The sequence below is a fragment of the Methylobacterium sp. Leaf466 genome, from assembly GCF_001425565.1.
GTDB lineage: Bacteria > Pseudomonadota > Alphaproteobacteria > Rhizobiales > Beijerinckiaceae > Methylobacterium.
In genome coordinates this window covers 1-24543 of sequence record NZ_LMRC01000008.1, presented here as the reverse complement: position 1 = coordinate 24543, position 24543 = coordinate 1, and the positions used below count along the sequence as shown (strand labels likewise).

The 24543-nt window shown below is 73.2% G+C and carries 25 protein-coding genes; 6 read left to right on the top strand and 19 right to left on the bottom strand.

All coding sequences use genetic code 11. The features are described from left to right. Window positions 1-493 precede the first annotated feature (493 nt). The 12 genes from ASG59_RS05375 to ASG59_RS05320 all read right to left on the bottom strand — a co-directional run bounded on the left by ASG59_RS05375 (window position 494) and on the right by ASG59_RS05320 (window position 10155). Window positions 494-769, bottom strand: coding sequence for a hypothetical protein (locus ASG59_RS05375; RefSeq protein ID WP_056287069.1), 276 nt, complete (start codon window positions 767-769; stop codon window positions 494-496). 20 nt (window positions 770-789) lie between these two features. Further along, window positions 790-996, bottom strand: a complete 207-nt coding sequence (locus tag ASG59_RS05370) for a hypothetical protein (RefSeq protein WP_055881921.1) — start codon at window positions 994-996, stop codon at window positions 790-792. A gap of 42 nt (window positions 997-1038) precedes the next feature. Further along, on the bottom strand, window positions 1039-1863 hold the full coding sequence (locus ASG59_RS05365) for an FTR1 family protein (RefSeq protein ID WP_056287072.1): 825 nt from the start codon (window positions 1861-1863) through the stop codon (window positions 1039-1041). Between the two features lie 31 nt (window positions 1864-1894). Further along, window positions 1895-3316: a 4Fe-4S binding protein gene (locus ASG59_RS05360; RefSeq protein ID WP_244475630.1), complete on the bottom strand. Its 1422-nt coding sequence runs from the start codon at window positions 3314-3316 to the stop codon at window positions 1895-1897. 151 nt (window positions 3317-3467) lie between these two features. Beyond that, a complete protein-coding gene (locus ASG59_RS05355) occupies window positions 3468-3800 on the bottom strand; it encodes a cupredoxin domain-containing protein (RefSeq protein WP_055881927.1) in 333 nt (110 codons plus the stop codon). Beyond that, the gene (locus tag ASG59_RS05350) at window positions 3797-4357 is read right to left on the bottom strand and encodes an iron transporter (protein WP_056407377.1); all 561 of its coding nucleotides are present in this window, start codon (window positions 4355-4357) and stop codon (window positions 3797-3799) included. Before ASG59_RS05350 ends, ASG59_RS05355 begins: the two co-directional genes overlap by 4 nt. Window positions 4358-4664: 307 nt before the next feature. Then, on the bottom strand, window positions 4665-5681 hold the full coding sequence (locus ASG59_RS05345; protein ID WP_244472485.1) for a P1 family peptidase: 1017 nt from the start codon (window positions 5679-5681) through the stop codon (window positions 4665-4667). Between the two features lie 21 nt (window positions 5682-5702). After that, complete coding sequence (locus ASG59_RS05340) at window positions 5703-5987, bottom strand: hypothetical protein (protein ID WP_056287078.1); 285 nt, start codon at window positions 5985-5987, stop codon at window positions 5703-5705. An 87-nt stretch (window positions 5988-6074) separates the two neighbouring features. After that, entirely contained in the window at window positions 6075-6869 is a 795-nt protein-coding gene (locus ASG59_RS05335; RefSeq protein ID WP_082528634.1) for an amino acid ABC transporter ATP-binding protein, read from the bottom strand. Further along, window positions 6866-8002 carry an amino acid ABC transporter permease gene (locus ASG59_RS05330; protein ID WP_056407376.1) on the bottom strand — a complete coding sequence of 379 codons (1137 nt, stop codon included), beginning with the start codon at window positions 8000-8002 and terminating at the stop codon, window positions 6866-6868. Before ASG59_RS05330 ends, ASG59_RS05335 begins: the two co-directional genes overlap by 4 nt. Continuing rightward, window positions 7999-9126, bottom strand: a complete 1128-nt coding sequence (locus ASG59_RS05325; protein WP_056407373.1) for an ABC transporter permease subunit — start codon at window positions 9124-9126, stop codon at window positions 7999-8001. The genes ASG59_RS05330 and ASG59_RS05325 overlap by 4 nt, the downstream gene beginning before the upstream one ends. A gap of 3 nt (window positions 9127-9129) precedes the next feature. Continuing rightward, window positions 9130-10155 carry an amino acid ABC transporter substrate-binding protein gene (locus tag ASG59_RS05320; RefSeq protein WP_056407371.1) on the bottom strand — a complete coding sequence of 342 codons (1026 nt, stop codon included), beginning with the start codon at window positions 10153-10155 and terminating at the stop codon, window positions 9130-9132. A 270-nt stretch (window positions 10156-10425) separates the two neighbouring features. Between ASG59_RS05320 and metC the strand changes: the two genes are divergently transcribed. Beyond that, a complete protein-coding gene (gene metC, locus ASG59_RS05315) occupies window positions 10426-11613 on the top strand; it encodes a cystathionine beta-lyase (protein WP_056407419.1) in 1188 nt (395 codons plus the stop codon). A gap of 34 nt (window positions 11614-11647) precedes the next feature. Here the strand turns inward: metC and ASG59_RS05310 are convergent, their stop codons facing one another. From ASG59_RS05310 to ASG59_RS05295, 4 genes are read right to left on the bottom strand one after another with little or no spacing between them, the layout of a single operon-like run. After that, entirely contained in the window at window positions 11648-12244 is a 597-nt protein-coding gene (locus tag ASG59_RS05310; protein ID WP_056407369.1) for a pyridoxamine 5'-phosphate oxidase family protein, read from the bottom strand. Then, on the bottom strand, window positions 12241-12576 hold the full coding sequence (locus ASG59_RS05305) for a lipid-A-disaccharide synthase N-terminal domain-containing protein (protein WP_055881956.1): 336 nt from the start codon (window positions 12574-12576) through the stop codon (window positions 12241-12243). Before ASG59_RS05305 ends, ASG59_RS05310 begins: the two co-directional genes overlap by 4 nt. Before the next feature lie 4 nt (window positions 12577-12580). Beyond that, a complete protein-coding gene (locus ASG59_RS05300; protein ID WP_244475629.1) occupies window positions 12581-13333 on the bottom strand; it encodes a glycosyltransferase in 753 nt (250 codons plus the stop codon). Then, on the bottom strand, window positions 13330-15066 hold the full coding sequence (locus tag ASG59_RS05295; protein WP_056407366.1) for a glycosyltransferase family 39 protein: 1737 nt from the start codon (window positions 15064-15066) through the stop codon (window positions 13330-13332). Before ASG59_RS05295 ends, ASG59_RS05300 begins: the two co-directional genes overlap by 4 nt. 393 nt (window positions 15067-15459) lie before the next feature. Here ASG59_RS05295 and ASG59_RS05290 point away from each other — a divergent pair, with 393 nt between their 5' ends. Beyond that, window positions 15460-16218 (top strand): DJ-1/PfpI family protein, encoded by a 759-nt coding sequence (locus ASG59_RS05290; protein ID WP_082528633.1) that lies wholly within the window; start codon window positions 15460-15462, stop codon window positions 16216-16218. On the opposite strand, the gene ASG59_RS05285 is transcribed toward ASG59_RS05290, so the two are convergent. Further along, window positions 16196-17011: a hypothetical protein gene (locus tag ASG59_RS05285; RefSeq protein WP_056407364.1), complete on the bottom strand. Its 816-nt coding sequence runs from the start codon at window positions 17009-17011 to the stop codon at window positions 16196-16198. The genes ASG59_RS05290 and ASG59_RS05285 overlap by 23 nt on opposite strands. Before the next feature lie 384 nt (window positions 17012-17395). Here ASG59_RS05285 and ASG59_RS05280 point away from each other — a divergent pair, with 384 nt between their 5' ends. Both ASG59_RS05280 and ASG59_RS05275 read left to right on the top strand, forming a co-directional pair. Next, the gene (locus ASG59_RS05280) at window positions 17396-17779 is read left to right on the top strand and encodes a DUF3307 domain-containing protein (RefSeq protein ID WP_055881969.1); all 384 of its coding nucleotides are present in this window, start codon (window positions 17396-17398) and stop codon (window positions 17777-17779) included. A gap of 160 nt (window positions 17780-17939) precedes the next feature. Continuing rightward, a complete protein-coding gene (locus ASG59_RS05275; RefSeq protein ID WP_056287104.1) occupies window positions 17940-19247 on the top strand; it encodes an O-antigen ligase in 1308 nt (435 codons plus the stop codon). A gap of 7 nt (window positions 19248-19254) precedes the next feature. Here the strand turns inward: ASG59_RS05275 and ASG59_RS05270 are convergent, their stop codons facing one another. Continuing rightward, complete coding sequence (locus ASG59_RS05270) at window positions 19255-21402, bottom strand: adenylate/guanylate cyclase domain-containing protein (RefSeq protein WP_162245434.1); 2148 nt, start codon at window positions 21400-21402, stop codon at window positions 19255-19257. A 213-nt stretch (window positions 21403-21615) separates the two neighbouring features. Here ASG59_RS05270 and ASG59_RS05265 point away from each other — a divergent pair, with 213 nt between their 5' ends. Both ASG59_RS05265 and ASG59_RS05260 read left to right on the top strand, forming a co-directional pair. Continuing rightward, window positions 21616-22929, top strand: a complete 1314-nt coding sequence (locus tag ASG59_RS05265) for an EAL domain-containing protein (protein ID WP_056287113.1) — start codon at window positions 21616-21618, stop codon at window positions 22927-22929. A gap of 8 nt (window positions 22930-22937) precedes the next feature. Next, window positions 22938-23591: a FecR family protein gene (locus tag ASG59_RS05260; RefSeq protein WP_056287116.1), complete on the top strand. Its 654-nt coding sequence runs from the start codon at window positions 22938-22940 to the stop codon at window positions 23589-23591. Between the two features lie 260 nt (window positions 23592-23851). On the opposite strand, the gene ASG59_RS05255 is transcribed toward ASG59_RS05260, so the two are convergent. Beyond that, window positions 23852-24283, bottom strand: coding sequence for a hypothetical protein (locus ASG59_RS05255; RefSeq protein ID WP_055881991.1), 432 nt, complete (start codon window positions 24281-24283; stop codon window positions 23852-23854). Between the last annotated feature and the right edge of the window lie 260 nt (window positions 24284-24543).

The following is a 24543-nucleotide window of genomic DNA, read 5'->3' as shown; positions in this document are numbered from 1 at the left end:
ACGGGAGAAGGGTGGAGAACCCGGACCTGACAAGTATCCTAGGACTTTTATTCCAGGAAATAAATGCTAATGCAAGTTCGCTGACGATCGAGGCGCGTGTCCCCTCCCCCTTGCGGGGTTGGCCCGGCGACCCTGTGTCGAGGCAGGCGGAACCACTCCACTCCCCTGCCACCTCCTCGCAAGACGAAGGGAAAGCGTCCCGCTCGAACGCTTCGAAGCGAGCCGCAGGCTACCGTCCGCGAGGTCGTGGCCGGAGAGGTCGCACCAACCCTCCCCTGTCGCGCGGGGACACCGGCGTGCCGCCGCCGGTCTTTCGAGCGGCCGGGTCGTTGTAGAAGGGCTCGTCGAGGCAGCGGGCGCACGGATCCCAACGAGGGAAAGACCGTCATCCGCGCCGGCATGGGCGCTGCGGCGCCCGAGTCACGTGTGCCGGTCCGACCGGCATGGCGCCGGGCGAGGAGCCTCGCTCCGCTCGACAAGCGCAGTCGTCGATTCAGGCGTCCCGGCCGTCGGCGGCCAGTTGTGCGAGGCCGGCGTCGACCTCGGCGCCCAGCATCCTGCGCTCGGCCGGGGTGAGGTCGGCGGCCCAGCCGCGCTGGCCGAAACCCTCGGCGCATTTGGCGCGCTCGGCGTCGAGATAGGCGAGGGTCGCCTCCGGCGCGGTGCGCATGGCATGGGCGAAGCCGAACCAGGCCGCGCGCTCCACCACCGCCAGGCGCGCCCGCAGGCGGATCATCACCGCCCGATCCGGGCTGACCTCGTCGTCCATGTGGCAGCCTTCCCTTGCGATCAGCGGCGCTGTTCGCAGCGCGTCTTGACGTAGCGGCCGGCATCGCCGGAATGGCCGGCGCTGGCGGCGAGGATGGGCCCCTGCAGCAGGCATTCCTGCAGGGAGTGGGCAGGGCCGGTGATCACGTCGAGGGCGGTCTCGCGCGTGCAGTCGGGCTGCGGCAGGTTGGCGGCACAGATCAGGGCGACGACGATGATCGTATTCATTTCATCTGAACTAGATCGCGCGCGCCCGCCAGCAAGGGGGCCTCAGGCGGTCCGCAGGGCCCGGGGACGACCGGTCGCACTCCACTGCATCAGGGCGAGCATCACCAGGACCGTCGCGAGGTAGGTGGCGCCCTGGAGCGCGGTGGGGCGGTCGGTGTAGCCGACGAGCGCATGCAGGACGCGGCCGGGCCAGGACGCCTCGGGCAGGATGGCGGCGGTGTTCCACAGGGTCTGGCCGAGCACGGTGACGAGGCCGGCGTTGGCGAGGAACTGCGCCGCCTGGGCGGCCAGGCCCGCGGCCAGCAGCACGATCAGCGCCGAGGTGACGGAGAAGACGTAGCGGGTGGGGATCGCGGCGAGCCCGAAGTAGCTCACGGCCGAGACCGCCGCGCCCGCCGCGACCCCGGCCAGCGCCCCGATCTGGAGGTCGGCGCCGGAAGCGCCCGAGGCCACCAGCCCGTAGAGGAACAGGACGAGCTCGGCCCCCTCGCGCAGGATCGCGGCGCCGACCACCACGGCCAGCGCCGCCGCCCGGCGCTCGCCCGCCCGCACCGCATCGCCGGCCGCGCGCAGGTCGCCGGCGAGCTCGCGCCCGTGCCGGCTCATCCAGGTGTTGTGCCAGACCAGCATCAGCACCGCGACGACGAGGACGCCGGCGTTGAGGATGTCCTGGCCGGTGCCGTCGAAGGCGTCGGAGACCGATTCGGCGAACAGCGCCAGCAGGGCCGCTCCGGCGAGACCCGCCGCGACCCCCAGCGCGATCCAGCGCCGGCTGCCGGGCATGCCGCGGGTGGCGGCCATGACGATGCCGACGATGAGGCCGGCCTCGATGACCTCGCGGAAGGCGATGACGAAGGCGCCGATCATGGCGGATCTCCTGTGGAGGGAGGGAAGGCGGTCACCAGATCCAGAACATCAGGACCCAGCCGGCGCTCGACAGGGCGATGGCCGCCCCGATGGCGGCGGTGGCGGACAGACGCCGCAGGCCGCGGCCGGAGAGGCCGGCGACGGCGTAGGCGAGGCGCAGGGTCCAGAGGCAGGCCCCGGCCAGCAGCAGCGCCCGGATCTCGGGCACGAACGGGACGTCGATGCGCTCGCCGCGCAGGAACCCGACGGTGAGGGCGGAGAGCCCCAGGAACAGGCCGCAGCCGGCCACCGGGATCAGGGTCTGGACGAGGTGGTGGAAGCGGGGCCAGGACCACGCGCCGAGCGCCCGGGTCGCCAGCGCCACCAGGGCGGCGAGGGCGAGCCCGAGGCCGATTGCCGCGGCGGCGACGTAGGCGATCAGCATCGTCCCGTCGAGGAGACTGAGCACGTCGTTGTGCTCGGGGTAGTTGGTGAGCACCCACCACGGCAGGGTCGTCTCGAGGGGCCAGGCGGTGCCGCGCTCGATCAGCCAGGTGGCCAGGGCCTGCTTGGCCGACACGAACCACGGGCTCGAGGACCATTGGAAGGCGCCCACCGCCAGCCCCATCATCCCGAACAGGATCAGGGCGCTCTGGCCGGCATCCGGCTCGGTGCCGGCGACATGGACGATCTCGTGGTTGGGCGAGCGCCGGGCGAGGCGCACGGCGCCGCGGTAGCCGCTGCAGCGCCCGCACATGTGGCAGGCGCCCGCCCCGCGCATGGTCCTGACGGGGACCAGGGGCGCGCAGTTGAACGCCTCCGACCGGGCCGGGCGGGGCGAGGCGGCCCAGGTGCGGCCGTCCACCTGGAAGCTCACCGGGGCGAGCTTGGCCAGCACCGCGAAGACGCCGTTGACGGGGCAGAGGTAGCGGCACCAGACCCGCTTGTTGCGGCCGTAGACGAGGCCCACCGCCATCGCCGCGAGGGTCGAGCCGCCGAGCACCACGAGGACGGGCTTGGGGTAGCCGTAGACGCTGACCATCTGGCCGTAGACCGTGGTGCCCGCGAAGGCCACGAACGGCCAGCCGCCCCAGCTCAGCCAGCGCGGCACCGCCCGCCCGAGGCTCCAGCGGCTGGCGGCCTCGGTGAGGGTGCCCTCCGGGCACAGCAGGCCGCACCAGGCCCGGCCCACCACCGCCATGCTCACCAGCACGAACGGCCACCAGATGCCCCAGAACGCGAATTGCGCCGCCAGCGTCAGGTCGGTCCAGATCTGGGCGCTGCGCCCGGGCAGCGGCAGGAAGGCCGGCACCGCCACGAGCACGAGGTAGACCGCCACCACCGCCCATTGCAGCGCCCGCACCGTGCGCAGGTGGCGCCCGAGCCAGTCGCCGAGCCGCGCCAGGCCGGCGTCGATCCGGCCGAGGCCGGGCCGGGGCAGGCCGGGTGGGTGCGCGATGGGCTGGGGGGTCACGGGAGGGTGCCTTCGGTGACGGGGAGGATCGAGGATGGGCGTGTCGGGTCCGCCGGGCCCGAAGAGGGTCGCCCGACCGTCCCCTCCCCCTGCCCCTGCCCTCCTCGCCGAGGGAGAGGGGATGCCGATCGGCGTGAGCGACGGGCGGAGGTCATTTCGCGACCAGGGTCGCCTTGGCCTCCGGGTGGAAGTCGTCGAACACCGCGTAGGAGCCGGGATCGACGGTGCGGAACACGATCGACGAGGTGGAGCCGGCCGCGATCGCCTTCTCGCGGCGCAACTCCGCGCTCTCGAACTCCACCGGGGTCTGGCCGGTGTTGGCGATCTCGAGCTTGAAGCGGGTGTTGGCCGGAACCTCGATGACGCTGGGGACGATGACCCCGTCGCGCATCTCGACCCGGATCACCGGCAGGTCATCGGCCCGGGCCGGGGACGCGGCGAGACCGGCGGCGAGCAGGGCCCCGGCGGCCCACCGGGCGGTCAATACGCCCCCTTCTTGCCGGTGCCGGCGAAGGTGAAGTCCTGGACGAGGTCGAACGGCTTGAACCACTCCCCGACGCCGGTCTCCTTGTCGACGTGGCGGCCGAAATGCGCGTGCGGGCCGGGGGGCGCCACGGTCACGGTCAGGCGGTAGCGGCCGGGGCCGGCGAGCTTGACGTTGTCGCCGTAGTGCGGGCCGTCGTTGGCCACCATCGGCATCAGCGTGCCGCTCACCCTGGTCTCGGTGGGCTTGTCGCCGTCGAGCTTCACCAGCGCGAAGGTGACCGACAGCGAGGGCATCCAGTCGCCCTCGGCGAAACCGTTCCTGTTGTCCTTGGCGGCGCGGACGTCGGCCTCGAGGTGGATGTCGGAGTCGGCGGCCGCGCGCATCATGCCGGGCGGGTCCATCTCGATCGGCTGCAGGTAGACCGCGCCGACGTCGATGCCCTGCTGGACCACGTGCGGGCCGATCGGCACCTCCTTGGCGTGGGAAGCGCCCACCGCCGCCAGGCTCGCGAAAACCGCCCCGACCAGGGCCCTGCGACCGCCACGTCCCAGCATCACTCGACACTCCGCGAGGCCGATCCGCCCCGGCCGTGCCCGCAACGCCGGATGGCGGCGGGGACCGGGCGCAGGCATAAACCAATACGGGCCGCGTTCAACATTTATCGTCGTCATGGGATTAACTGGCACTGCGTCGTCGTGCCACCCATTTTGACGGTGCCTGACCTGAGAATTATAACAATTCCAGACTGGCGCATCTGGCGATATCGATGCGAGCCGCCGGCGTTGCTTGGCGGCGGGGCTTGGCGGCGGCGTGGCTTGGCGGCGGCGGAACGCGAGGGGCCCCGCCCTCGGGGGCCGGGCCTCAGCCCCCGTGGCGATCGCGCCAGGCGGGGGGACCGGCGGCCAGGGCCGTGGCCTCGAAGACCCCGATGGCCACCGACCGGGCCAGCACGCGGGCCGCCGCGTCGCCGAGGCGGGCGAGGTCGCCGACGGGATCGGCCAGCGGCACCCGGCCGGTGGCGACGGCGAAGACCACGTCGCCGTCGAGCGGCGTGTGGACCGGGTGGATCGCCCGGGCGAGGCCGTCCTGCGCCATCACCGCGAGGCGGCGGGCCTGCGCCTTGGTGAGGATCGCGTCGGTGGCGACCACCGCAAGGGTGGTGTTGGCGCCGGGCAACTCCTTGCTCGGCCAGGCGAAGGCGTCGGCCGGCATCGCCGGGGGGAACCCGCGCCCGCCGAACTCCGCGCCCACCTCGAAGGGGGACGCCCAGAACCACGGCCCCTCCCCCACCGTCACCCGGCCGAAGGCGTTGACCGCGGCGAGCGCCCCGACATGGGCCTGCGTGCCGGCCACGGGCGCGCTGGCCGAGCCGAGGCCGCCCTTGAGGCCGGCGGTGGTGGCGCCCATCCCGGCCCCCACCGAGCCGAGGGCGAAGGCGGGGGCCGCCGCACGGGCGGCGGCGTAGCCGAGGTCGCGGTATGGCGAAAAGCGGCCCCACGCCTTGTCGCCGCCGTTGAGGAGGTCGAACAGGACCGCGGCGGGCACGATCGGGACGCGGGCGGCCCCCACCGAAAAGCCGCGCCCGGTCTCGGCGAGGCGGGCGACGACGCCGGCCGCCGCATCGAGCCCGAAGGCCGAGCCCCCCGACAGGACGAGGGCGTCGATGGCCGCCACCGTGCGCTCGGGGTCGAGGAGGTCGGTCTCGCGGGTGCCGGGGCCGCCGCCGCGCACGTCGACGCCCGCCGTCACGGGGGCGTCGAACAGGATCGCGGTGGTGCCGCTGGCCAGGCGCCGGTCGTGGGCGTGGCCGACGCGGATGCCGGCGATGTCGGTGATGAGGCTGCGCATCGAGAGGTCGGCCTCCGTCCGGCCGATCATGGCACGCCGGCGGGGTCCGGGTCAGCGCCGGGCGGGGCCGGAGATCGGATCGCCGCGCAGGAGGGCGTTGAGCCGCTCGGTGTCGAAGCCGTCCGTGGCCTTGGGCAGCGGCGCCACCTTCATGGAGGCGACCGGCGCGGAGCCGGGGATCGCCCCCGTGGTGCTGGGGCCGAGCTGGGTCGAGCGGGCCATGACGGGAATCGGGGCGACGGGCGGATGCGCCAGCCGGTCGGCGCACACGAAGCCGATCGCCACGAGATTGATGCCGAAGACACTGCAGACGGCAAGGGACCGGAGGATACGCACCGCTGGCACTTCTCGAAGAACGCGAGGACCATCAACGGGTAGCGCAAGGGCGTTAACGAACCGGACCAGCCGGACGCCGGCTCCGCATCACACCGGCGCCAACCCCAGGACGGCACGGGACCGGGGGTGGCGGGGTCCTGCGAAGAACGCGTCCGTCGGGGCCACCTCGACGACCTGGCCCTGGTCCATGACCACGATGCGGTCGGCGACGCGGCGGGCGAACCCCATCTCGTGGGTGACGCAGACCATGGTCATCCCGGACCGCGCCAGGTCCACCATGGCCTCGAGCACCTCCTCCACCATCTCCGGGTCGAGGGCCGAGGTCGGCTCGTCGAACAGCATCACCGCCGGCTCCATGCACAGGGCGCGGGCGATGGCCACGCGCTGGCGCTGGCCGCCGGAGAGGTCGGCGGGGCGGGCGTCCGCCTTCTCGGGGATGCGCAGGCGGGCGAGGTGGTGGCGCGCCAGCGCCTCGGCCTCGGCGCGGGCCAGGCGCCGGACGTGGACCGGGCCCAGGGTGCAGTTCTCGAGGACGGTGAGGTGGGGGAACAGCTCGAAACTCTGGAACACCATGCCGACGCGGGCGCGCACCGCCTCCAGGGCCGCCGGGCCGTCGAGGCGGATGCCCGTCACGGCGATGCTGCCCGACAGGTGGGGCTGGAGCCCGTTGATGCAGCGGATCAGGGTCGACTTGCCCGACCCGGAGGAGCCGCACACCACCACCCGCTCGCCCCGGGCCACGGTGAGGTCGACGTCGCGCAGGACATGGGTGTCGCCGTACCAGGCGTTGACGCCCGACAGGACGACGGCCGGCTCACTCTTGCCCATCTCACTCTTGCCCGGCTCGCTTTTGCCCGGCTCGCTTTTGGCCGACGGGTTCATCGGGCCCGGTCCCCGGCGGCCAGCCGCCGCTCGATGAAGCCGGCGTAGCGCGCCATCAGGAAGCAGAAGGCGAAGTAGAACAGCCCGGCGAAGACGTAGGCCGTGAGCGGCACCATCGGCGCCGACCAGCGCGGATCGGCGCGCGCCGATTCCAGCACCCGGATGAAGTCGGCGATGCCGACGATGGAGACCAGCGTCGTGTCCTTGAACAGGCCGATCAGGGTGTTGACGATGCCGGGCACCACCACCTTGAGGGCCTGGGGCAGCACGACGTGGCGCAGGGTCTGCACCCGGGTCAGCCCGAGGGCGGCGGCCGCCTGCGACTGGCCGTCGGGAATCGCCTGGAGGCCGCCGCGCACCACCTCGGCCATGTAGGCCGAGGCGAACAGCGCGATGCCCACGAGCGGCCGCACCAGCCGGTCGACGGTGAGGTCGCCGGGCAGGAACAGGGGCAGCATCACGTTGGCCATGAACAGCACGGTGATGAGCGGCACCCCGCGCCAGAACTCGATGAAGCCGATGCAGGCGTAGCGCAGCACCGGCAGGCGCGAGCGCCGCCCGAGCGCCAGCAGGATGCCGAGCGGCAGCGCGGCGACGATTCCGGTGAGCGCCACCACGAAGGTCACCAGCATGCCGCCCCACAGCCCGGTCGGCACCGACCCGAGGCCGAGCCGGGGCGCGCCCGCGAGCAGGACGAAGCCGACCACGGGCAGCACGGCGAAGACCAGGACCGCGCCGAGACCGCGCCGGGGCGCATCGAGCCACAGCATCCAGCCCGCGCCCAGGGCGGCGAGGGCGAACACGAGGTTCACCCGCCAGCGCTCCCCCACCGGATAGGAGCCGTAGACGAGGTAGCCGATCTTGTCGGCGACGAAGGCCCAGCAGGCCCCCACCGGCCGGCCCGCCACCTCCGGGCGGCAGGCCTCGCCGGAGGTCCCGGTCCAGACCGCGTCGACCACGAGGAAGCGCAGCACCGGTGGCACCAGCCAGGCGAGCAGCGCCAGGATCACCAGGGTGGTGAGCGCGTTGCCCCATCCCGAGAGCAGGTTTTCGCGCAGCCATCCGAAGGCGCCCCCGGGCCTCGGCGGGCGTGGCCTCGGCGGGACCGGGGTGCTGCGCACGAACCGGGTCATCGGCGCCCCGCCGGCGCGACGCGGGCGTTGTAGGCGTTCATGGCCAGCGCCGTGGACAGGCTGACGAGGAGGTAGACCGCCATGGTGATCGCCACCGCCTCGATGGCCTGGTTGGTCTGGTTGAGCACGGTGCCCATAACCACGTGGACGAGGTCGGGATAGCCGATCAGCACCGCCAGCGACGAGTTCTTGGTGAGCGTCAGGTACTGGCTGGTGAGCGGGGGCACGATCACCCGCATCGCCTGGGGCACCGTGACGAGGCGCAGGGTCTGGCTGCGCGACAGGCCGATGGCCCTGGCGGCATCCGTCTGCCCCACCGGCACGCTCATGAGCCCGGCGCGCACGATCTCGGCGATGAAGGCGGCGGTGTAGGTGGAGAGCCCGATCAGCAGGGCGGCGAACTCCGGCAGCACGGCCAGGCCGCCCTCGACGTCGTAGGGGCCGCGGACCGGCCAGGATAGGCCGAGCGGCGTGCCGGCGAGCCACAGCCCCGCCAGGGTCAGGACGGGAGCCCCGAGGATCAGGGCGAGCCGGAGCGGCCACCGCCGCGCGGCGACGGCCGCGGTGAGGCCGAGGACGCCGGCGACGAGGATCGCCCAGCCGCGCCCGCCCAGGTCGGGCTGCGGCAGGTAGAGCCCGCGCTGGCTGAGGCTGGCGATCCCCCACAGGGAGGCCGGCTCCTGCGGGTCGGGCAGCGCGAGGCGCACCGCCACGTACCAGACCAGAAGCTGCAGCAGCAGCGGCAGATTGCGCACGAGGTCGATGTAGCCGGCCGCCAGCCACCGGGCCAGGAGGTTGGGCCCGAGCCGGGCGATGCCGAGGGCGAACCCCAGTGCCGTGGCGAGCACGATGGCGAGGCCCGAGACCAGGAGCGTGTTGAGGAGCCCGACGAGGATCGCCTCGCCGTAGGTGGCCGTGGCGGCGGCATAGGGGATCAGCCGCTGGCTGATGTCGAACCCGGCGTTGCGCCACAGGAACCCGAACCCGCCGACGATGCCCTGGCGCGCGAGTTTGTCGGAGGCGTTGGCGGCGGCGAGATAGGCGATCCCCGCCAGCGCGACGACGACGGCCGCCTGGATGGCCAGCGCACGCCGGCGAACGGGAGAGCGGGCGGGGTCAGGCATGGTTCACCGGATCGGCGGCCCGTAGTGCAGGCCCCCTTGCGTCCACAGCGCGTTGAGCCCGCGCGGCACCTTGAGCGGCGAGCCCTCGCCGACGTTGCGCGAAAACACCTCGCCGTAGTTGCCGACGTGGCGGACGATGCGCTCGGCCCAATCCACGGTGAGGCCGAGCCGTTCGCCGTAGCGGCCCTCCAGCCCGAGGATGCGGCGGGCGTCGGGTCCCGGCGCGGACTTGCGCATCGCCGCGAGGTTGGCCTGGCCGATGCCCGCTTCCTCGGCGTCGAGCATGGCGTAGTGGGTCCAGGCGACGATGTCGCGCCACTGGTCGTCGCCCTGGCGCACCGCCGGCGCGAAGGGCTCCTTCGAGATGGTCTCGTCGAGGATGACGTGCTCCTCCGGGTCCGCGGTGCGCAGGCGCTCGCCGTAGAGGGAGGACTTGTCGGTGGAATAGGCGTCGCAGCGGCCGGATTCGTAGGCGCCCAGGGTCTGCTCGGAATTGGCGAAGGTGACGACCCGATAGGTGAGCCCGCGGGTGCGGAACCAATCGGCGAGGTTCAGTTCGGTGGTGGTGCCCTGCTGCAGGCAGACGGTGGCCCGGTCGAGGTCCTTCACTGCGCCGATCCCGCGGGCCTTGCGCACCAGGAACCCCTGCCCGTCGAAGAAGGTGATGGCGGGGAAGTTCATGGCGCTGGTGTCGCGCGACAGGGTCCAGGTGGTGTTGCGCGCCAGCACGTCGACCTCCCCCGATTGCACGGCGGTGAAGCGGGCGGCCGAGGACAGGGGCACGAACCGCACCGCCTTGGGGTCGTCGAAGATCGCCGCGGCCACCGCCCGGCAGAAATCGACGTCGAGGCCGCGCCACGCGCCGGCGCTGTCGGGCAGGCTGAACCCGGCGACCCCGGGGCTGACGCCGCAGACGAGGTGCCCGCGGGCCTTGACCTGCGCCAGCGTGCCGTCCGCCAGGGCGGGGGTGACGATCACGGCCGCCGACGCCACCGCTCCCGCGAGAGCCTTCTTCCCGAGAGCCCTCATCCCGAGGCGCCGCAGCGCCGCGGAGGCCGCTCGGGAGGCCGCCGGAGGCCGAGAAACACCATCGAGCCCTCCTTCGGGGCCCCGGCGCGGCGCCGCGGCACGCGGTCGTCGAGGGGTTGGATCGGCCAAGGGCGATGTCCGCGGTCTCGTGATGACGACGGGGCCATTGCGAAGGATCACGCCCTCGGGTCAACCCCCGCGGGTTGACGCCGCAGCCGCGCACGGGCTGTGATCGCACCGCAATACCCCCCTCGCCCTGCCTCGGTGACGATGTCGAACACCCCTCCCCGCGATCCCGGCCGCTTTGGCCGCAGCACCCGCCTGATCCATGCGGGCCGCGACCCCTCGGCCCAGCACGGCTTCGTCAACACCCCGATCTATCGCGGCTCGACGGTGCTGTTCCCCACCTACGACGACCTGATGCACCGGCGCGGACGCTACGACTACGGCACCAGCGGCTCGCCGACGATGGATTCCCTCAAGGACGCCTGGAGCGAACTCACCGGCGCTGCCGGCACCGTCCTGACGCCCTCGGGGCTCGCCGCGCTCACCGTGGCGCTGATGAGCGTGGTGAGTGCGGGCGACCACCTGCTGGTGACCGATTCCGCCTACCGCCCGACCCGCCTGTTCTGCGAGGGCGTGCTCAAGCGGTTCGGGGTCGAGACGACCTATTACGACCCGCTGGTGGGTGCCGGGATCGGCGAGCTGATGCGCGAGACCACCAGGGCGGTGCTGGTGGAGGCGCCGGGCTCGCAGAGCTTCGAGATGCAGGACGTGCCGGCCATCGCGGCGGTCGCCCATGCCCGCGGGGCGGCGGTGATCATGGACAACACCTGGGCGACGCCGCTGTTCTTCCCGCCCCACGAACGCGGGGTCGACATCGCCGTGGAGGCGGGCACCAAGTACCTCAGCGGCGGCTCGGACCTGCTGCTGGGCCTCACCTCGGCCAACGCCGCGCACTGGCCGGCCCTGCACCGCACCTTCGAGCATTTCGCCATGTGCGCCGGGGCGGAGGACGTGTTTCTGGCGCTGCGCGGCCTGCGCACCATGGAACTGCGCCTGCGCGAGCACGAGCGCCAGGGGCTCGCCATGGCGCGCTGGCTGCAGGCCCGGCCGGAGGTGCTGCGCGTCCTCCACCCGGCCCTGCCCGACGACCCCGGCCACGCGATCTGGAAACGCGACTTCTCCGGTTCCTCGGGCCTGTTCGGGGTGATCCTCGAGCCCGTCCCCACCGCGGCGCTGGCCGCCCTGCTCGACGGGCTCGAATTGTTCGGGATGGGGTTCTCCTGGGGCGGCTTCGAGAGCCTCGTCATCCCCTTCGACTGCAAGACCTACCGCACCGCCACCCGCTGGGAGCCGGGCGGCCCGGGCCTGCGCTTCCATATCGGGCTGGAGAACCTCGAGGATCTGCAGGCGGATCTGGATGCCGGGTTTGCGCGGTTGCGCGCGGCGATGTGAACGAGAGATCTCCTTCGTAGAGTGGCGCCGGGCCTCACGGCACCAGCCACCGCCCCGTCCACCCCGCCCCATCGCAAGAAAAACCGGCCCGGCGGTGGCCGCGCCGGTCGAGGTAGAGGAACTCCAGGGCCTCGGCCCGGACCTGCACGGCGCAGAAGTTGGCGCGGCCGAGGGCCACCGCCTCCTCCGCCTCGGGCAGCGTGTAGGCGTCGCCCGCGGCGATGCCCGCACCCGGGGCCGGAACGGTGCCGTAGCAGACCCGGCTCATCGCCATCGCGCCGGCCCAGGCGGCATCGGCGAGCGCGTCGTCGGTGTGCAGGCGGGCCTGACCGGACACCCGGATCTGGATCTTGGTGTCCCTGTCGTAGGCGTGCAGCGCGGCAAAACCGGTGGCGGCGATCTCGTCGGCCTTGCGCGAGCGCCGGTCGCAATGGAAGCGCAGGGTGCCCGTCTCCCGGTCGGCGGCGCGCAGCACCACGGTGCGCACCTGCGGCCGGCCGTCGGCGTCCACCGTCGCCAGCGCCGGGGTGTGGAAGCCGCTGCCGGCCTTGCGGGCGCCCTCCCCCAGGAGCCGCCACAGCTCGGTAAGGCTGGCGTCGAGGTCGTCGTGGAAGGCAGGCAGCGGCGTCACGGGGCCTTCGGCGCTCCGCCCCGGCGCTCGCGCACGATCAGCGCGACGTTGCGCAGGTAGATCAGGGTCGAGAGGCCCTGGCCGAAGATGATCACCGGCTCGCGGCGCACGAAGCCGTAGACCAGGGTCATCAGCCCGCCGGCGATGGAGAGGAACCAGAACGACATCGGGATCACGCTGCGGCCGGCCCGCTCGCTGGCGATCCACTGCAGGACGAAGCGCGAGCCGAACACCAGCTGCGCGGCGAGCCCGAACACCAGCCACAGGTCGAAGCGGGTGACGAAGACGTCGTAGACGTAGCCGCCCAGGTCCTCGGAGAGCTGCATCAGCATGGGGTCATCCCTCCGCCACCGCGGGTGCGGGGCGCCGGCGCCGGATCAGCCACCAGACCCCGGCGAGATCGAGAAGCCCGACCCAGAGCCGGTCGAACAGGCCGTAGTTCGAGCGCCCGGTGAAGCGCGGCCGGTCGACCACGTCGCGGTGGACGACACGGTAGCCCTCGCGGGCCACCAGCGCCGGCATGAAGCGGTGGAGCGCATCGAAATACGGCAGCGCCCCGTAGACCTCGCGGCGGAACACCTTGAGGCCGCAGCCGGTGTCGCGGGTGTCGTCCTTGAGGATGCGCCCGCGCACGCCGTTGGCGATGCGCGACTGCAGCGTCTTGAGGCGCCCGTCCTTGCGCCCGACGCGCTGGCCCTGCGCCAGGCCGACCCCGGCGCCGCCCGCCTCCAGGGCCGCGAACAGGGCGGGGATGAAGGCGGGGTCGTTCTGGCCGTCGCCGTCGAGGGTGGCGACGACGGGGCTGCGCACCACCGCGATGCCGCTGCGCACCGCCGCCGACTGGCCGGCGCTGCGGGCGTGGCGGAGCACCCGCAGCCAGGGCCGGCCGGCCCGGGCGGCGGCCAATGCTGCGGCGGTGCCGTCGCTGGAGCCGTCGTCGACGTAGATCACCTCGAACGGGGCCAGGGGGGCGCAGGCCGCGCCGATCTCCGCCACCAGGGCGGCGATGTTGCCGGCCTCGTTGCGGACCGGCACCACCACCGAGAGGCGCAAGGACCCGGATTCGGGCAGGGCGGGCAGCACGCTCACGGCGTCACCGCATAGGCGGAGAGGTCGACCCGGCGCCCGGTGTTGAGGTTGAAGCCCGACACCTGCCCGACCACGGAGACCTGACCGCCCGCCGGGTCCCTCGCCCGCGTCGCCTCGAGGTCGCCGGCGTGGCGGCCGTCGACGAAGACGAGGCGGCAGCCGCCGGCGGAAAGGAAGTCGCGCGCCTCGGCGCCGGTGTTGAGCATGGTCAGGTCCGTGCCGATGAGGAAGACGAGGCTCGGCTCGCGGTAGCCGAGGCTGGCGACGGCGGGCCGGCAGGGCAGGCGATCGCGGATGGCGGCGAGCCGGGGGGAGACCTGGAGCGCGGCCAGCGACGGCTGGGTCAGCCCGAGCACGCCCGGCACGAGCAGGACGGAGGCGAGGACGCCGAGCATCATCGCGCGCTCCCGGTGCGCCCGCACCAACGCCCCGGCGGAGGCGACCGCGACGAGGCAGGCGGCGGCGAGCGGCGCGAGGCCGGCCCAGGGGACCACCCGGTCGAGGTGCCAGGCGACCCCGACGAGGCCGGCGCCGAGCCCCACCGGGATCAGCACCACGAGGGCGGCGGCGGCGGCGTGGCGGATCCGGCCCGGCAGCGTGCCGGCCCGCCAGGGGTCGAGGGCGGCCCCCGGCACCAGGGCCATCACCGCGAGGAGCGCCACCGCCGGCATCACCGGCAGGAGGTAGTGCGGGAGCTTGGTCGGCACCGCCTCGAACAGGAGCCAGGCCGGGACGATCCAGGCGAGCAGGAAGGCGGCGGCGTCGGTGCGGCGGTTGGCGAGGGCGAGGGGCAGGCCCAGCGCCGCGAAGGCGGCTCCCGGCCAGAAGGTGGCGAAGAACACCAGGAGGTAGGTGCCGGGGGGCGCGCCGTGCTTCTCGGCGGCCCCGCCGACCTTGGCGAGCATGTCCTGCCCCACCGACGCGCTGAGGAAGGCGCCGCCGCTCTTCCAGACGATGGCGACGAACCACGGCGCCACCACGACGAGGGTGAGGGCGAGGCCGAAGGCGGGCCGCAGCGCGCGCAGCCAGGCGCCGGAGCGGTGGAGGAGGCAGAGCGCCACGGCGGGCAGGCCGACGAAGAGCGGCACCATCGGCCCCTTGACCAGGATGCCCACGGCGACAGCGGCCCAGAACAGCAGCACCGTGGCCCGGTCGAGGTCGCGCCGGCCGCGCCAGATCCAGGCGCGGGCGAGCCCGCCCATGGCGGCGGTGCAGCAGGCGGCGAGCAGGGCGTCGGTCTTGGCCAGGTGCGCCTCGGCGCAGAGCATCAGGCAGGTGGCGAACAGGGCGGCGGCCAGCACCGCCCCGCGCCGGGCGAGGAACACCAGGGCGGCCCAGTAGCTCAGCAGCGCCGCGGCCAGGGCGCCGAGGAGCGAGGGGATGCGGTAGAGGGCGATGGTGGTGCGGGCCTCGGGCACGCCCAGCGCCTCCCCGGCCGCCACCGCGGCGGCCTGCACCCAGTGGATGCCCACCGGCTTCTTGTGGCGGGCCTCGGCCTGGAAGCGGATGTCGACGAGATCGCCGGTCTCCAGCATCTGCTTGGTCGCCTGCGCGAAGCGCGGCTCGTCGCGGTCCATCGGCTGCAGCGAGACCAGGCCGGGCAGGAAGCAGGCGAGGCAGAGGGCGAGGATCAGCGCGCAGGCGTTGGCGTGGCTGCGGGCACCGAAGGCGAGGACGGTCTCGGCGAACCGGAAACGGTCGCCTCGGGTCCGGTCTGCCGCGGGACTGTTCATTGCGGGCGGATCATCGAGGCGGCGGCCGTGAAGGCGGGGACAAGCGCGGCTCCGGACCGGCGCTGCCGAAAAGCGTCCGTGTCGGGGAAGGGCGTCCGTGTCGGGGATGGCCGGGGGAAAGTCAAATTCGGCGCCTCTCCCCTCAGGGCGATCGGGTGAACCCGATGGCCCTGTGTTTTTGCCGGGCCTCGAGCGCCGGCGGCCACCTCCGCGGCCTTGGCTATCGCTGCGCTCGATGCCTTGCAGGACGGATGTCCTACAAAGCCTGCTCCGCGGGGCGCTCTTCGCGCGCCGATGGTCGACGATCGGGTTTCACCCGATCGTCCTGCCTCTCCCCGCCACGCCCCGGCCGGGGTAAGGAGGGGCGAGCGCCGCGCCATCACGGAACCCGCCATGAGCCGACAGATCGACACCCTGCAGGTCGGCCTCCTCGCCTTCCCGCGCGTGCAGCAGCTCGACCTCACCGCGCCCTACGAGGTCTTCGCCTCGGCCGACGGCATGCAGGTGCATGTGGTGGCCGCCAGCCTCGATCCGGTCGCCAGCGCCACCGGCCTCGTCCTGATGCCGACGACGACCTTTTCGGCCTGCCCGGACCTCGACGTGCTGTGCGTGCCCGGCGGGGTCGGGGTGAACGCGCTGATGCAGGACGAGGCGACCCTGGCCTTCGTGCGCCGGCAGGGGGCCCTTGCGCGCTACGTCACCTCCGTCTGCACGGGGGCGCTGGTGCTCGGGGCGGCCGGGCTTCTGGAGGGGCGGCGGGCGACCACCCATTGGGCCGCCCTCGACCTGCTGGCGGCGTTCGGGGCGGTACCCGTGGCCGAGCGGGTGGTGCGCGACGGCAACCTCGTCACCGGCGGCGGCGTCACGGCCGGGATCGACTTCGCCCTAACGCTGGTGGCCGAGCTGATGGGCCGGGCGGAGGCCGAGCGGGTCCAGCTCGCCCTCGAATACGCCCCCGCCCCGCCCTTCGACGCCGGTACGCCGCGGACGGCGGGCGCCGACGTCCTGGCCGCGGCCAGGGGGGGCCTGGCCGCGAGCCGGGCCGAGCGCGAGCGGATCGTGGCCGCCATCACGGGCCAAGTCACAGGCCAAGTCACAGGCCAAGTCACAGGCCAAGTCATCGGCACGGTCACGGATACGCCAGCGCCTTGAACAGCACCCAGCCCGAATCGGCCGCGCGCTGCTCGGTGAGGCAGGCCCAGGCCTCGTTGTCGGGCAGCGCCCGCAGGTGGGCCGACCGGAACGGATTGCGCCCCTCGCGCGGGATCGGAACGGCCGCGTGGGTCGCCGCCAGGCGCCCGGCCAGCACGTCGAGGCTGCGGGTCCCGCCGACGACGTGGTTCTCGACGACGATGTCGGCGCGGGCCAGCGCGGGCGTTTCGGCGGGGTCGAGCACCGCGAGTTCGGCCCCCTCGATGTCGACGAGGACGAGGGCCCGCCCCGGCTTGTTCGCGATGACCGCCTGGAGGGCGGCCGCCGTGGCCTCCTCCCTGAGGTCGAGGCTCACGTGGTTGAGCGCCGCATTCGCGCGGATGACCGCGCGCGAGGCCGGGTCGCGCTCGAAGGCCACCACCGGCAGCGGCGAGGCGAGCGCCATGCCCACCGCGAAATAGCCGTTGGCGGCGCCCACATCCACGAACACCCCGTAGGCCGAGAGATCCCGCGCGAACAGGGCGGCGGCGACCTCGCGCTCGTAGTCGCCGAGCAGCATCGCGATGCCGTCGTGGCCCCAATGCGCCGCCCGGCCGAGCCGCAACCCGCGGAACGGCCCGTCCTCGACGACCCCGCCCGTGGCCGCGTGGATCGCCGCCAGGTGTCGGCCCTTCACCAGGGCGACGTGGTTGTAGAACAGCGAGGTCGAGACCGCCTCGAACAGCCGCGCGGTGAGGCGGTTGCGCGAGACCACCGCCGTCACCGCCTTCAGGCTCGACCTGAGCACACCCATCGCCGCCCCTCCCCGCACCGGGTCGATGGTAGAGCACCATCGGCGACGCGCGATAACGCGGCGGGGGTGAAATGATGGGGACGGATGCTGCGGGCGATGACGGAGGGGGCGGTTTTGAGGGTGTCGCTGCGGCCGGGGGGCGAGCCCTCACCCGGATGGCCTCGCGCGCCCTGCCCGCGCCCTGCCCAGGACGATCGCGCCGCGCCGACAGGTTTCGCAGCGCCCCGAGGCGAACCCGGCACGCCCGCACCGCATGATCGCCGAACCGGAGCGATCGACGCTCTGCCCGCGAGAGCCTGGCGCGGGGCCGAAGAACTCGATTTCCCTTGCCCCCATCATGCTCTAGAGCCGTCCCGAACGAGGTCGGCGGGGAAACATGCGTCCATGATCCTGGTCCCCGTCTGGACCGTGACGGCGCTCGCCGCCGTCATGGCGGTCAAGCACTACCTCGCCGACTTCCTCCTCCAGACCACATGGATGGCCCGCGGCAAGGAGGGGGCGCGGGGCTGGCTGCTGCCGCTCGCGGCCCATGCCGGCTGCCACGCGGGCCTGACGCTGGCCGTCGCCCTCGCGGTGGCGCCGCACCTGTGGTGGCTGGCGCTCGTGGACTTCACGATCCATTTCGCGGTCGACCGGGTGAAGGCGATCGTCGGCCGGCGCACCGCCCTGGTGCCGTCGCAGGCGCCGTTCTGGTGGCTGATGGGCTTCGACCAGCTCCTCCACGGCCTCACCGATCTGGGCCTCGTCACCGCCTTCCTGAGCCTGTGATCCGTCGGGCCGCCCATATCCCGGCCCGTGGCCCGGCCCGTGGTACGAATTCCGCTGGACACCGCCGGTACGGCGGAACGGGGCCCGACCTCGGCACGCCCGCGTGCCGGACCGGGACGGGCCTCGCGACCGACGTCCCGGCCCGGGAAGGAGTGCGGACATGAGCACGGGGATCGCGCGCGGCGCACCGCGTACGGCAGCGGCCGACATCCCGGACGCGGTGCGCATCGGGACGATGGTGCTGATCCTGCTGGTGATCCTCGTCGGGCCGAGCCCGTTCCAGGACCGGACCGGCACCTACCTCATCGAATCGGGGGCGGGCGGCAACCTCCTGACGCAGGTCCTCTTCCTCACCATCGGCGGCGCGGCCGGCCTCGTGATCCTCCACCGCGGGCTCGGCGTCCTGCGGCCTTTGACGACCGCCCCGGCCGTGGCGACGCTGGCCTGGTTCTGCCTGACCACCGTGACCTCGGTGGACCCGGCCACCTCCGGGCGCAGGCTGGTCTCGCTCCTGATCATGCTGATGGCGGCGGCCGCGATGCTGCTGCTGGCCCGCAACCTGCGCCAGTTCGCCCTGACCTTGGGCGCCACGGCCGCCGCGATCACGGCGGTCTGCTACCTCGGGCTAGTGCTGGCGCCGAACCTGTCGATGCACACCGCCGGCGACCTCACCGAGCCGGAGCACGCCGGCAGCTGGCGCGGGCTGTTCGACCACAAGAACGGCGCGGGCGCGACCATGGCGATCTTCGTGTTCGTGGGCCTGTTCTGCCGGAGCGTCGGATACCGGATCCTCGGCACCGCCCTGGCCGTGGCCGCGGCGGTGTTCCTGGCCTTCACCGCCGCCAAGTCGTCCTCGGCGCTGATGCCGACGGTGCTCGTCCTGTCCTGGCTCTGCACCCTGTCGGGGGCGGGCTGGTGGCGGGCGGCCGTGATCGTCGGACCGGTCGCGCTGCTGCTGGCCGGCACCGTGGGGACCGTGCTCGTCCCTTCCATCGAGGCCGTGGTGGCCTCGGTGCTGGGCAGCGCCAGCTTCACCGGGCGGACCGAGATCTGGGGGTTCGCCCTCGACAACATCGCCAGGCGGCCGATCACCGGCTACGGCTACGGCGCCTTCTGGGAGAGCGTGTTCTACGGCGGCGGCGGCGAGGGCGCGAGCTGGGTCAACGCCATCAAGAGTGCGCACAACGGCTACCTCAGCGTCGCCCTCGACATCGGCCTGCCCGGCCTCGCCCTGACCCTGTGGTGGCTGGTGCTGGCGCCGCTGCGCGACCTGCAGGCGCGCGGGCGCGGCATCGATCCCCTCGGGATGCTGTTCCTGCGGCTGTGGCTGTTCGTCCTGACGATCACGGTGTTCGAGACGGCCCTCTACGTGCCCACCAACGGCCTGTCCTTCCTCATCGCGCTCTCCGCCTTCGGCCTGCGCTACCGCGCCACAACGGGTCTGGTGGGCGCACGCGCGTCCGCCTGATCCGGGCTCACGCGGCGATGCGCAGGGAGCGGTCGCCGGCCCCGATCCGGCGGGCGTGCAGGGCCACCACCGCGTCCTGCGGGCGCTCGGCGTGGAGCGCCAGCATCGCCTGCGCACCCGCCTCCTCGCCGGCCGCGAGGCGGTCGAAGGCATCGCGGTAGCGGGTCTCGAAGGCGGCCTCGCACACCGCGGGCGCCGGCTCGAACACCGGCACGCCCTGGGCCTTGCCGCGCAGCATCAGGGTGCCGATCGGCCGGAAGGCGCGGCCGGGGCAGCCGGCCACGGTGCTGCCGGCGATGCAGATGCGGGTACCCAGCGCCTTGTTGGCCGCCTCGAGCCGGGCCGCCGTGTTGATGGCGTCGCCGTGCGCCGTGTAGTCGAATCGGCGCGCGCCGCCGAAGTTGCCGACCACCGCCGGCCCGGTGTTCACGCCGATACGGGTCTTGCCGAAGGGCACCCCGGCCTCGCCCTGGGCCGCCGAGAACCCGGTGGCGAAGGCATCCATGGCCAGCGCGCAGGCCACCGCCCGCTCGGCATGGTCGGGCTGGTCGAGGGGCGCGTTGAACATGACGTGGACGGCATCGCCCACGATCTTGTCCACGGTGCCGCCATGCGCCATGGCGACGCCGCACAACCCGTCGAGATAGCCGTTGAGCAGGGCGACGAGGGATTCCGCCCCCCGGGTCTCGGTGAGGCTCGTGAAGCCTTCGAGGTCGGTGAACAGGAACGTCATGGTCCGGGTCTCGCCGCCGAGCTTGAGCGCGCCGGGATCGGCCACCAGGGCCTGGACGAGGTCGGGCGAGAGGTAGTGGGTGAAGGCCTGGCGCAGGTGCAGGGCATCCCCCTCCGCCAGGAGGTGGCGCGTCAGGATCGCCGCGGAAAAGCTCAGCCCGACCACGAGGCCCGGCAGGGTGGCATCGACGAGGAGGCCGGCCCGGACGTAGGCGAGCCAGGCGCCGAGGCCCAGGGCGGCGATCGCCAGTCCCGTGAGGCCGGTGGCCAAGCGCAGGCCCAGGGCCGCGGCGGCCAGCGCCGCCGCGAGGGCGAGGCCGGCGGCCGCGACGATCTCGACGCCCCCCGCCCAGGCCGGACGGTCGAGGGTCGCCCCGGTGAGGATCTGCTCGAGGGCCTCGGCATGGACGTTGATGCCCGGCTCGTAGGCGTTGAGGGGCGTGGGCCGCAGGTCGCCCAGCCCGACGGCGCTGGTGCCCAGGAGCACGATGTGGCCGGCCACCGCCTCGCGGGCGGCGGCATCGAGCTGAGGCTGCATCAGCCGCCAGGCCGGAACGGAACGCTCGCGCACGCTGCCGCTGTGGTGGAGCAGCAGCGCGCCCTCGGCGTCGAGGGGGATCTCCAGCGACCCGACCCGGACGGTGAATCCGGTGACGGCGCCGTCCGGGCCGCCGTTCTGCTCGGTGCGGACCCGGACGGTGTCCTCGCCCTGCGCCACCCGCAGCGCCTCGAGGGCGAGGGAGGGCACGAGGCCGCCGCGCAGGGACCCGAGGATCGGCAGGCGCCGCACGATCTCGTCGCGCCCCGCCGCGATGGTGAAGCTGCCGTGTCCGGCCGCCGCCCGCTCGAGGAGCGGGATGTTGGCGATGACCCCGGAGAAGCCCGGCAGATGCGCGGCCGGATCGGGGCCCAGCACCGCGAATCCGGGCCGGGCCGGGGCGGCCGCGCCGTTGTCGGCCGGCAGGAGGCCGTAGCCCGAGACCACCCGGCCCTTGGCGAAGGACGCCGCGAGGGTCTCGTCGTGGTCCGGCAGGCGGTCGCCCGCGGCATCGCCCTGCCAGCCGTAGCGGGTGCGCCAGGTCTCGGCGAGGGTGCGCGGCGAGGTCCGGTCGGGCTCGGCGAAGACCACGTCGAGGGCGATGGCCGCCGCACCGAGGTCGCGCAGGGTGTCGACGAGCCCGGCCACGGTGTCGCGGGACCACGGCCATTGCCCGTGTCGCGCCAGGGTGGCGTCGTCGATGTCGACGACCCGCACCGGGGCCGGCGTCGCGAGGGTGCGGGGCGCGGCCCGCTGCAGGAGGTCGAAGCCGGCCAGGCGCAGCCGCTCGAACGGATCGGCCAGAGTCGCGCGCAGGGCGAGCACGGCCAGGAGCGCGGCAAGGCCGGCCATCACCGGAGAGAGGCGTCTCAGTCCGCGTCGCATCGCCAACGGGATCCTCATGGAACGGAACGCGGGCGACCCGCGCCTCGCCCGGCATTCTGGCAAGGCCGGATGAACGAATCGGCCAATGCCGCGAGCCGCCGCGAGGCGTATCCGAGCAGGTGGCACGAGGAGGGCGGAGAGGTTCGCTTAAACTTCTTCTGACAAAGGTTTCCCCGTCGCCCTGTCGCGGGCTGCGAGGCGCACCTTACGCCCATGCCGGATACCTATGCCCGCCTCACCCTGCCGACGGGATCGGTGCTGTTCGAGGAGGGCGAGGTCGGCCGGGCCGCCTATCTCGTGATGGACGGCGAGATCGAGATCTTCCTGCGCCGCGAGGGCGGCGAGGTCAGGCTGGCGACCCGGGGGGCCGGCGAGATCGTCGGCGAGATGGCGCTCCTCGACGCCGGCCCGCGTTCGGCCTCCGCCAGGGTCGCCCGCGACTGCAGCCTGATCCCGGTGACCGACGACCAGATCCAGCACCGCATCGCGCAGCTCGACCCGATCCTGCGGATGTGCCTGGGCGTCGTCATGGCCCGCTACCGCGACATGCTCGCGATGGTGAACCGCACGACCCTGCCGCATCCCGAGCCGAGCCGGGCCGCCGCCGCCGCCGACCAGCCGGTCCATTCGACGCAGATGCAGGCCGCCATCGGCCAGCTCGTCATGGAACGCGAGCTGCGCCGCGCCCTCGACGAGGGCGAACTGGTGCTGTTCTTCCAGCCGATCGTGCGGTTGGATTCGGGCCGGTTCGCGGGCTTCGAGGCGCTGATGCGATGGCGCCACCCCGAACGCGGCCTGATCCCGCCCCTCGCCTTCATCCCCGTGGCCGAGGCGAGCGGCCTCATCGTCGAGATCACCCGCTGGGCGCTCGCCGAGGTCGGCCGGGTGATGCCGGAGATCATGCTGGCGGCCCTGCAGAACCCGCAGGCCATGGAGGGCGTGCCCTTCGTCAGCGTCAACGTCTCGGGCCACGACCTGGCGCTGATCAGCTTTCCCGCCATGGTCGCCGAGATGCTCGCCACCAGCGGCATGGCGCCCGAGAGCCTGAAGCTCGAGATCACCGAGAGCATCCTGATGCAGGACCCGCGCGCCGCCGCGGACGCCCTCACCCGCTGCCGCGACAGCGGCATGGGCATCGCCATCGACGATTTCGGCACCGGCTATTCGAGCCTGAGCTACCTGAGCACCCTGCCGATCACGACCCTCAAGGTCGACCGCGCCTTCGTGCAGGCGATGCTCGGCGACCCGCGCAGCCGCAAGATCGTCCAGACCATCCTGCGGCTCGCCGACGAACTCGCCATCCCGGTGGTGGCCGAGGGCATCGAGATCCCGGCCGAGGCCGAGGCCCTGACCGCCATGGGCTGCGCCTTCGGCCAGGGCTACCTGTTCGGCCGGCCGGTGCCCCTGGCCGAGACCCTTGCGCTCGTCCGCACCGCCGGAACCCGCGCCCTCGCCGGCCCCCCGACGGCCCCCGACGGGCCTGCCCCTTCGTTCCTCGCCCCCCCTTCGCTCGCCCGGACCGGATAGCCACCCCGATGATGCCCTCCCGCGCCACCCTGCCGCCCGCCCTCCTTCCTGCCCTTCTCGCGGTCGCATCGACCCTGTTCGGCCCGTCCGCGGCCGGGGCCGCCACCGTGGTCGGCCGGGTCGACAAGGTCGAACGCCAGGCCGTGGCCGTGGTCGAGGGCCAGCCCCGCGACATGACGGCGACGGGCCCGGTCTATTTCAGCGACATGATCCGCACCGGGGGCTCCTCGCGCCTGGAGGCCAAGCTCAGCGACGGCACCGTCCTGACGCTCGGCGAACACGCCAAGCTCACGGTGGACGAGTTCGTCTACAAACCCGAGCGCCAGGGCGGCAAGCTCGGGATCACGGTGGCGCGCGGCGCCTTCCTGTTCGTGGGCGGCAAGATCGAGGGCCCGACCGGGGGCAACGTCGCGATCCGCACCGCGGTGGGGACACTGGGGGTGCGCGGCACCACGGTCTGGGGCGGCCCGATCGACGGCGGCTTCGGCGTCCTCGTCCTCGACGGCCTCGTGACCGTGAACACCCCGCGCGGCCGCGTCACCCTGCGCAAGGGCGAGGGCACGATGGTCTATTCCGGCCGCGCCCCCCAGAAGGCCGCCCCCTGGCCGGAGGACCGCACCAAGCGGGCGGTGGCCACCATCAGCTTCACGCCGGGCCGGTGAGGGCCATGAGAGGCTGAAGGACTTTTCAGGCTGAAGGCCTCGTGAGGCTGAAGGACTCGGCGAACGCTCGCCCCGCCGACGGTTTCGGGTCGCTTCATCGCTCCGGCCCTCGGCCGGATCCCCCCTCGGCAGGGGTTCCGGGCGGGCGGCAAGGGCCGGTGCGGTGGGCCGGGGCGGTGCATCACCGTGACGGCGGGCCCGCCGGGGAACCGCGGTTCGCCGGGCCCTCGCCCCTTTCGGCCAAGTTTTCGGCCAAGCTTTTAGGCCAAGTCATAGACGGCGTCGCCGAGGCGCCGGAACGGGCCGCCGGGATTCGAGCGCTTCCACAGGCGGGTGTTGAGGGCGGCCACCGGATCGGGGCCCGGCACCGTGACGCCGGCGGCAGCGAGGCCGGCGACGAGTTCCCCCGCATGCAGCGGCCGGCCCGCCTCGCGTAGGAGCGCGACGCAGGCAGCGACGATCGCCCGGCCCCGGCGCCGGGCCTCGGAACGGGACGCGTCGTCGCCGGCATCGAACCCGTCCGGCGCCATGGCCCGATCCGACGCCGGTTCGGGGAGTGACGCGGCCGGTCGGAGGCGGTGGCCGAGGTCGAGGAACGCCAAGCAGTCGGCGATCTCCCGGTCGAGGGCGTCGCGGCGGCGTCGCAGCGCCTCGAGGTGGGCCTGCGCTTGCGCCTGGGTCGGAAATTCCATGGGCGAGATCCGGATCTGCCCGCCGTTCCTAGCGCAAGCAACGGATTATTCCAACACCTCGGATTGGAATATCGGGTCTCGCCGGTCTCGTACCGTCTCCTGTACCTGAGGGCTGGCCGTGGTTTGATGCGGCTTGGGCGTCCGGCGATCTGACGATTTCCAGGTCTGTCGGGATGAGATGTGCTTTGCCATCGTGGCGCGACCGTCAATCGGCGCGATCCCGGACGCCCTGTGTGCGTACTCCGAACAGTCGGTTGGGC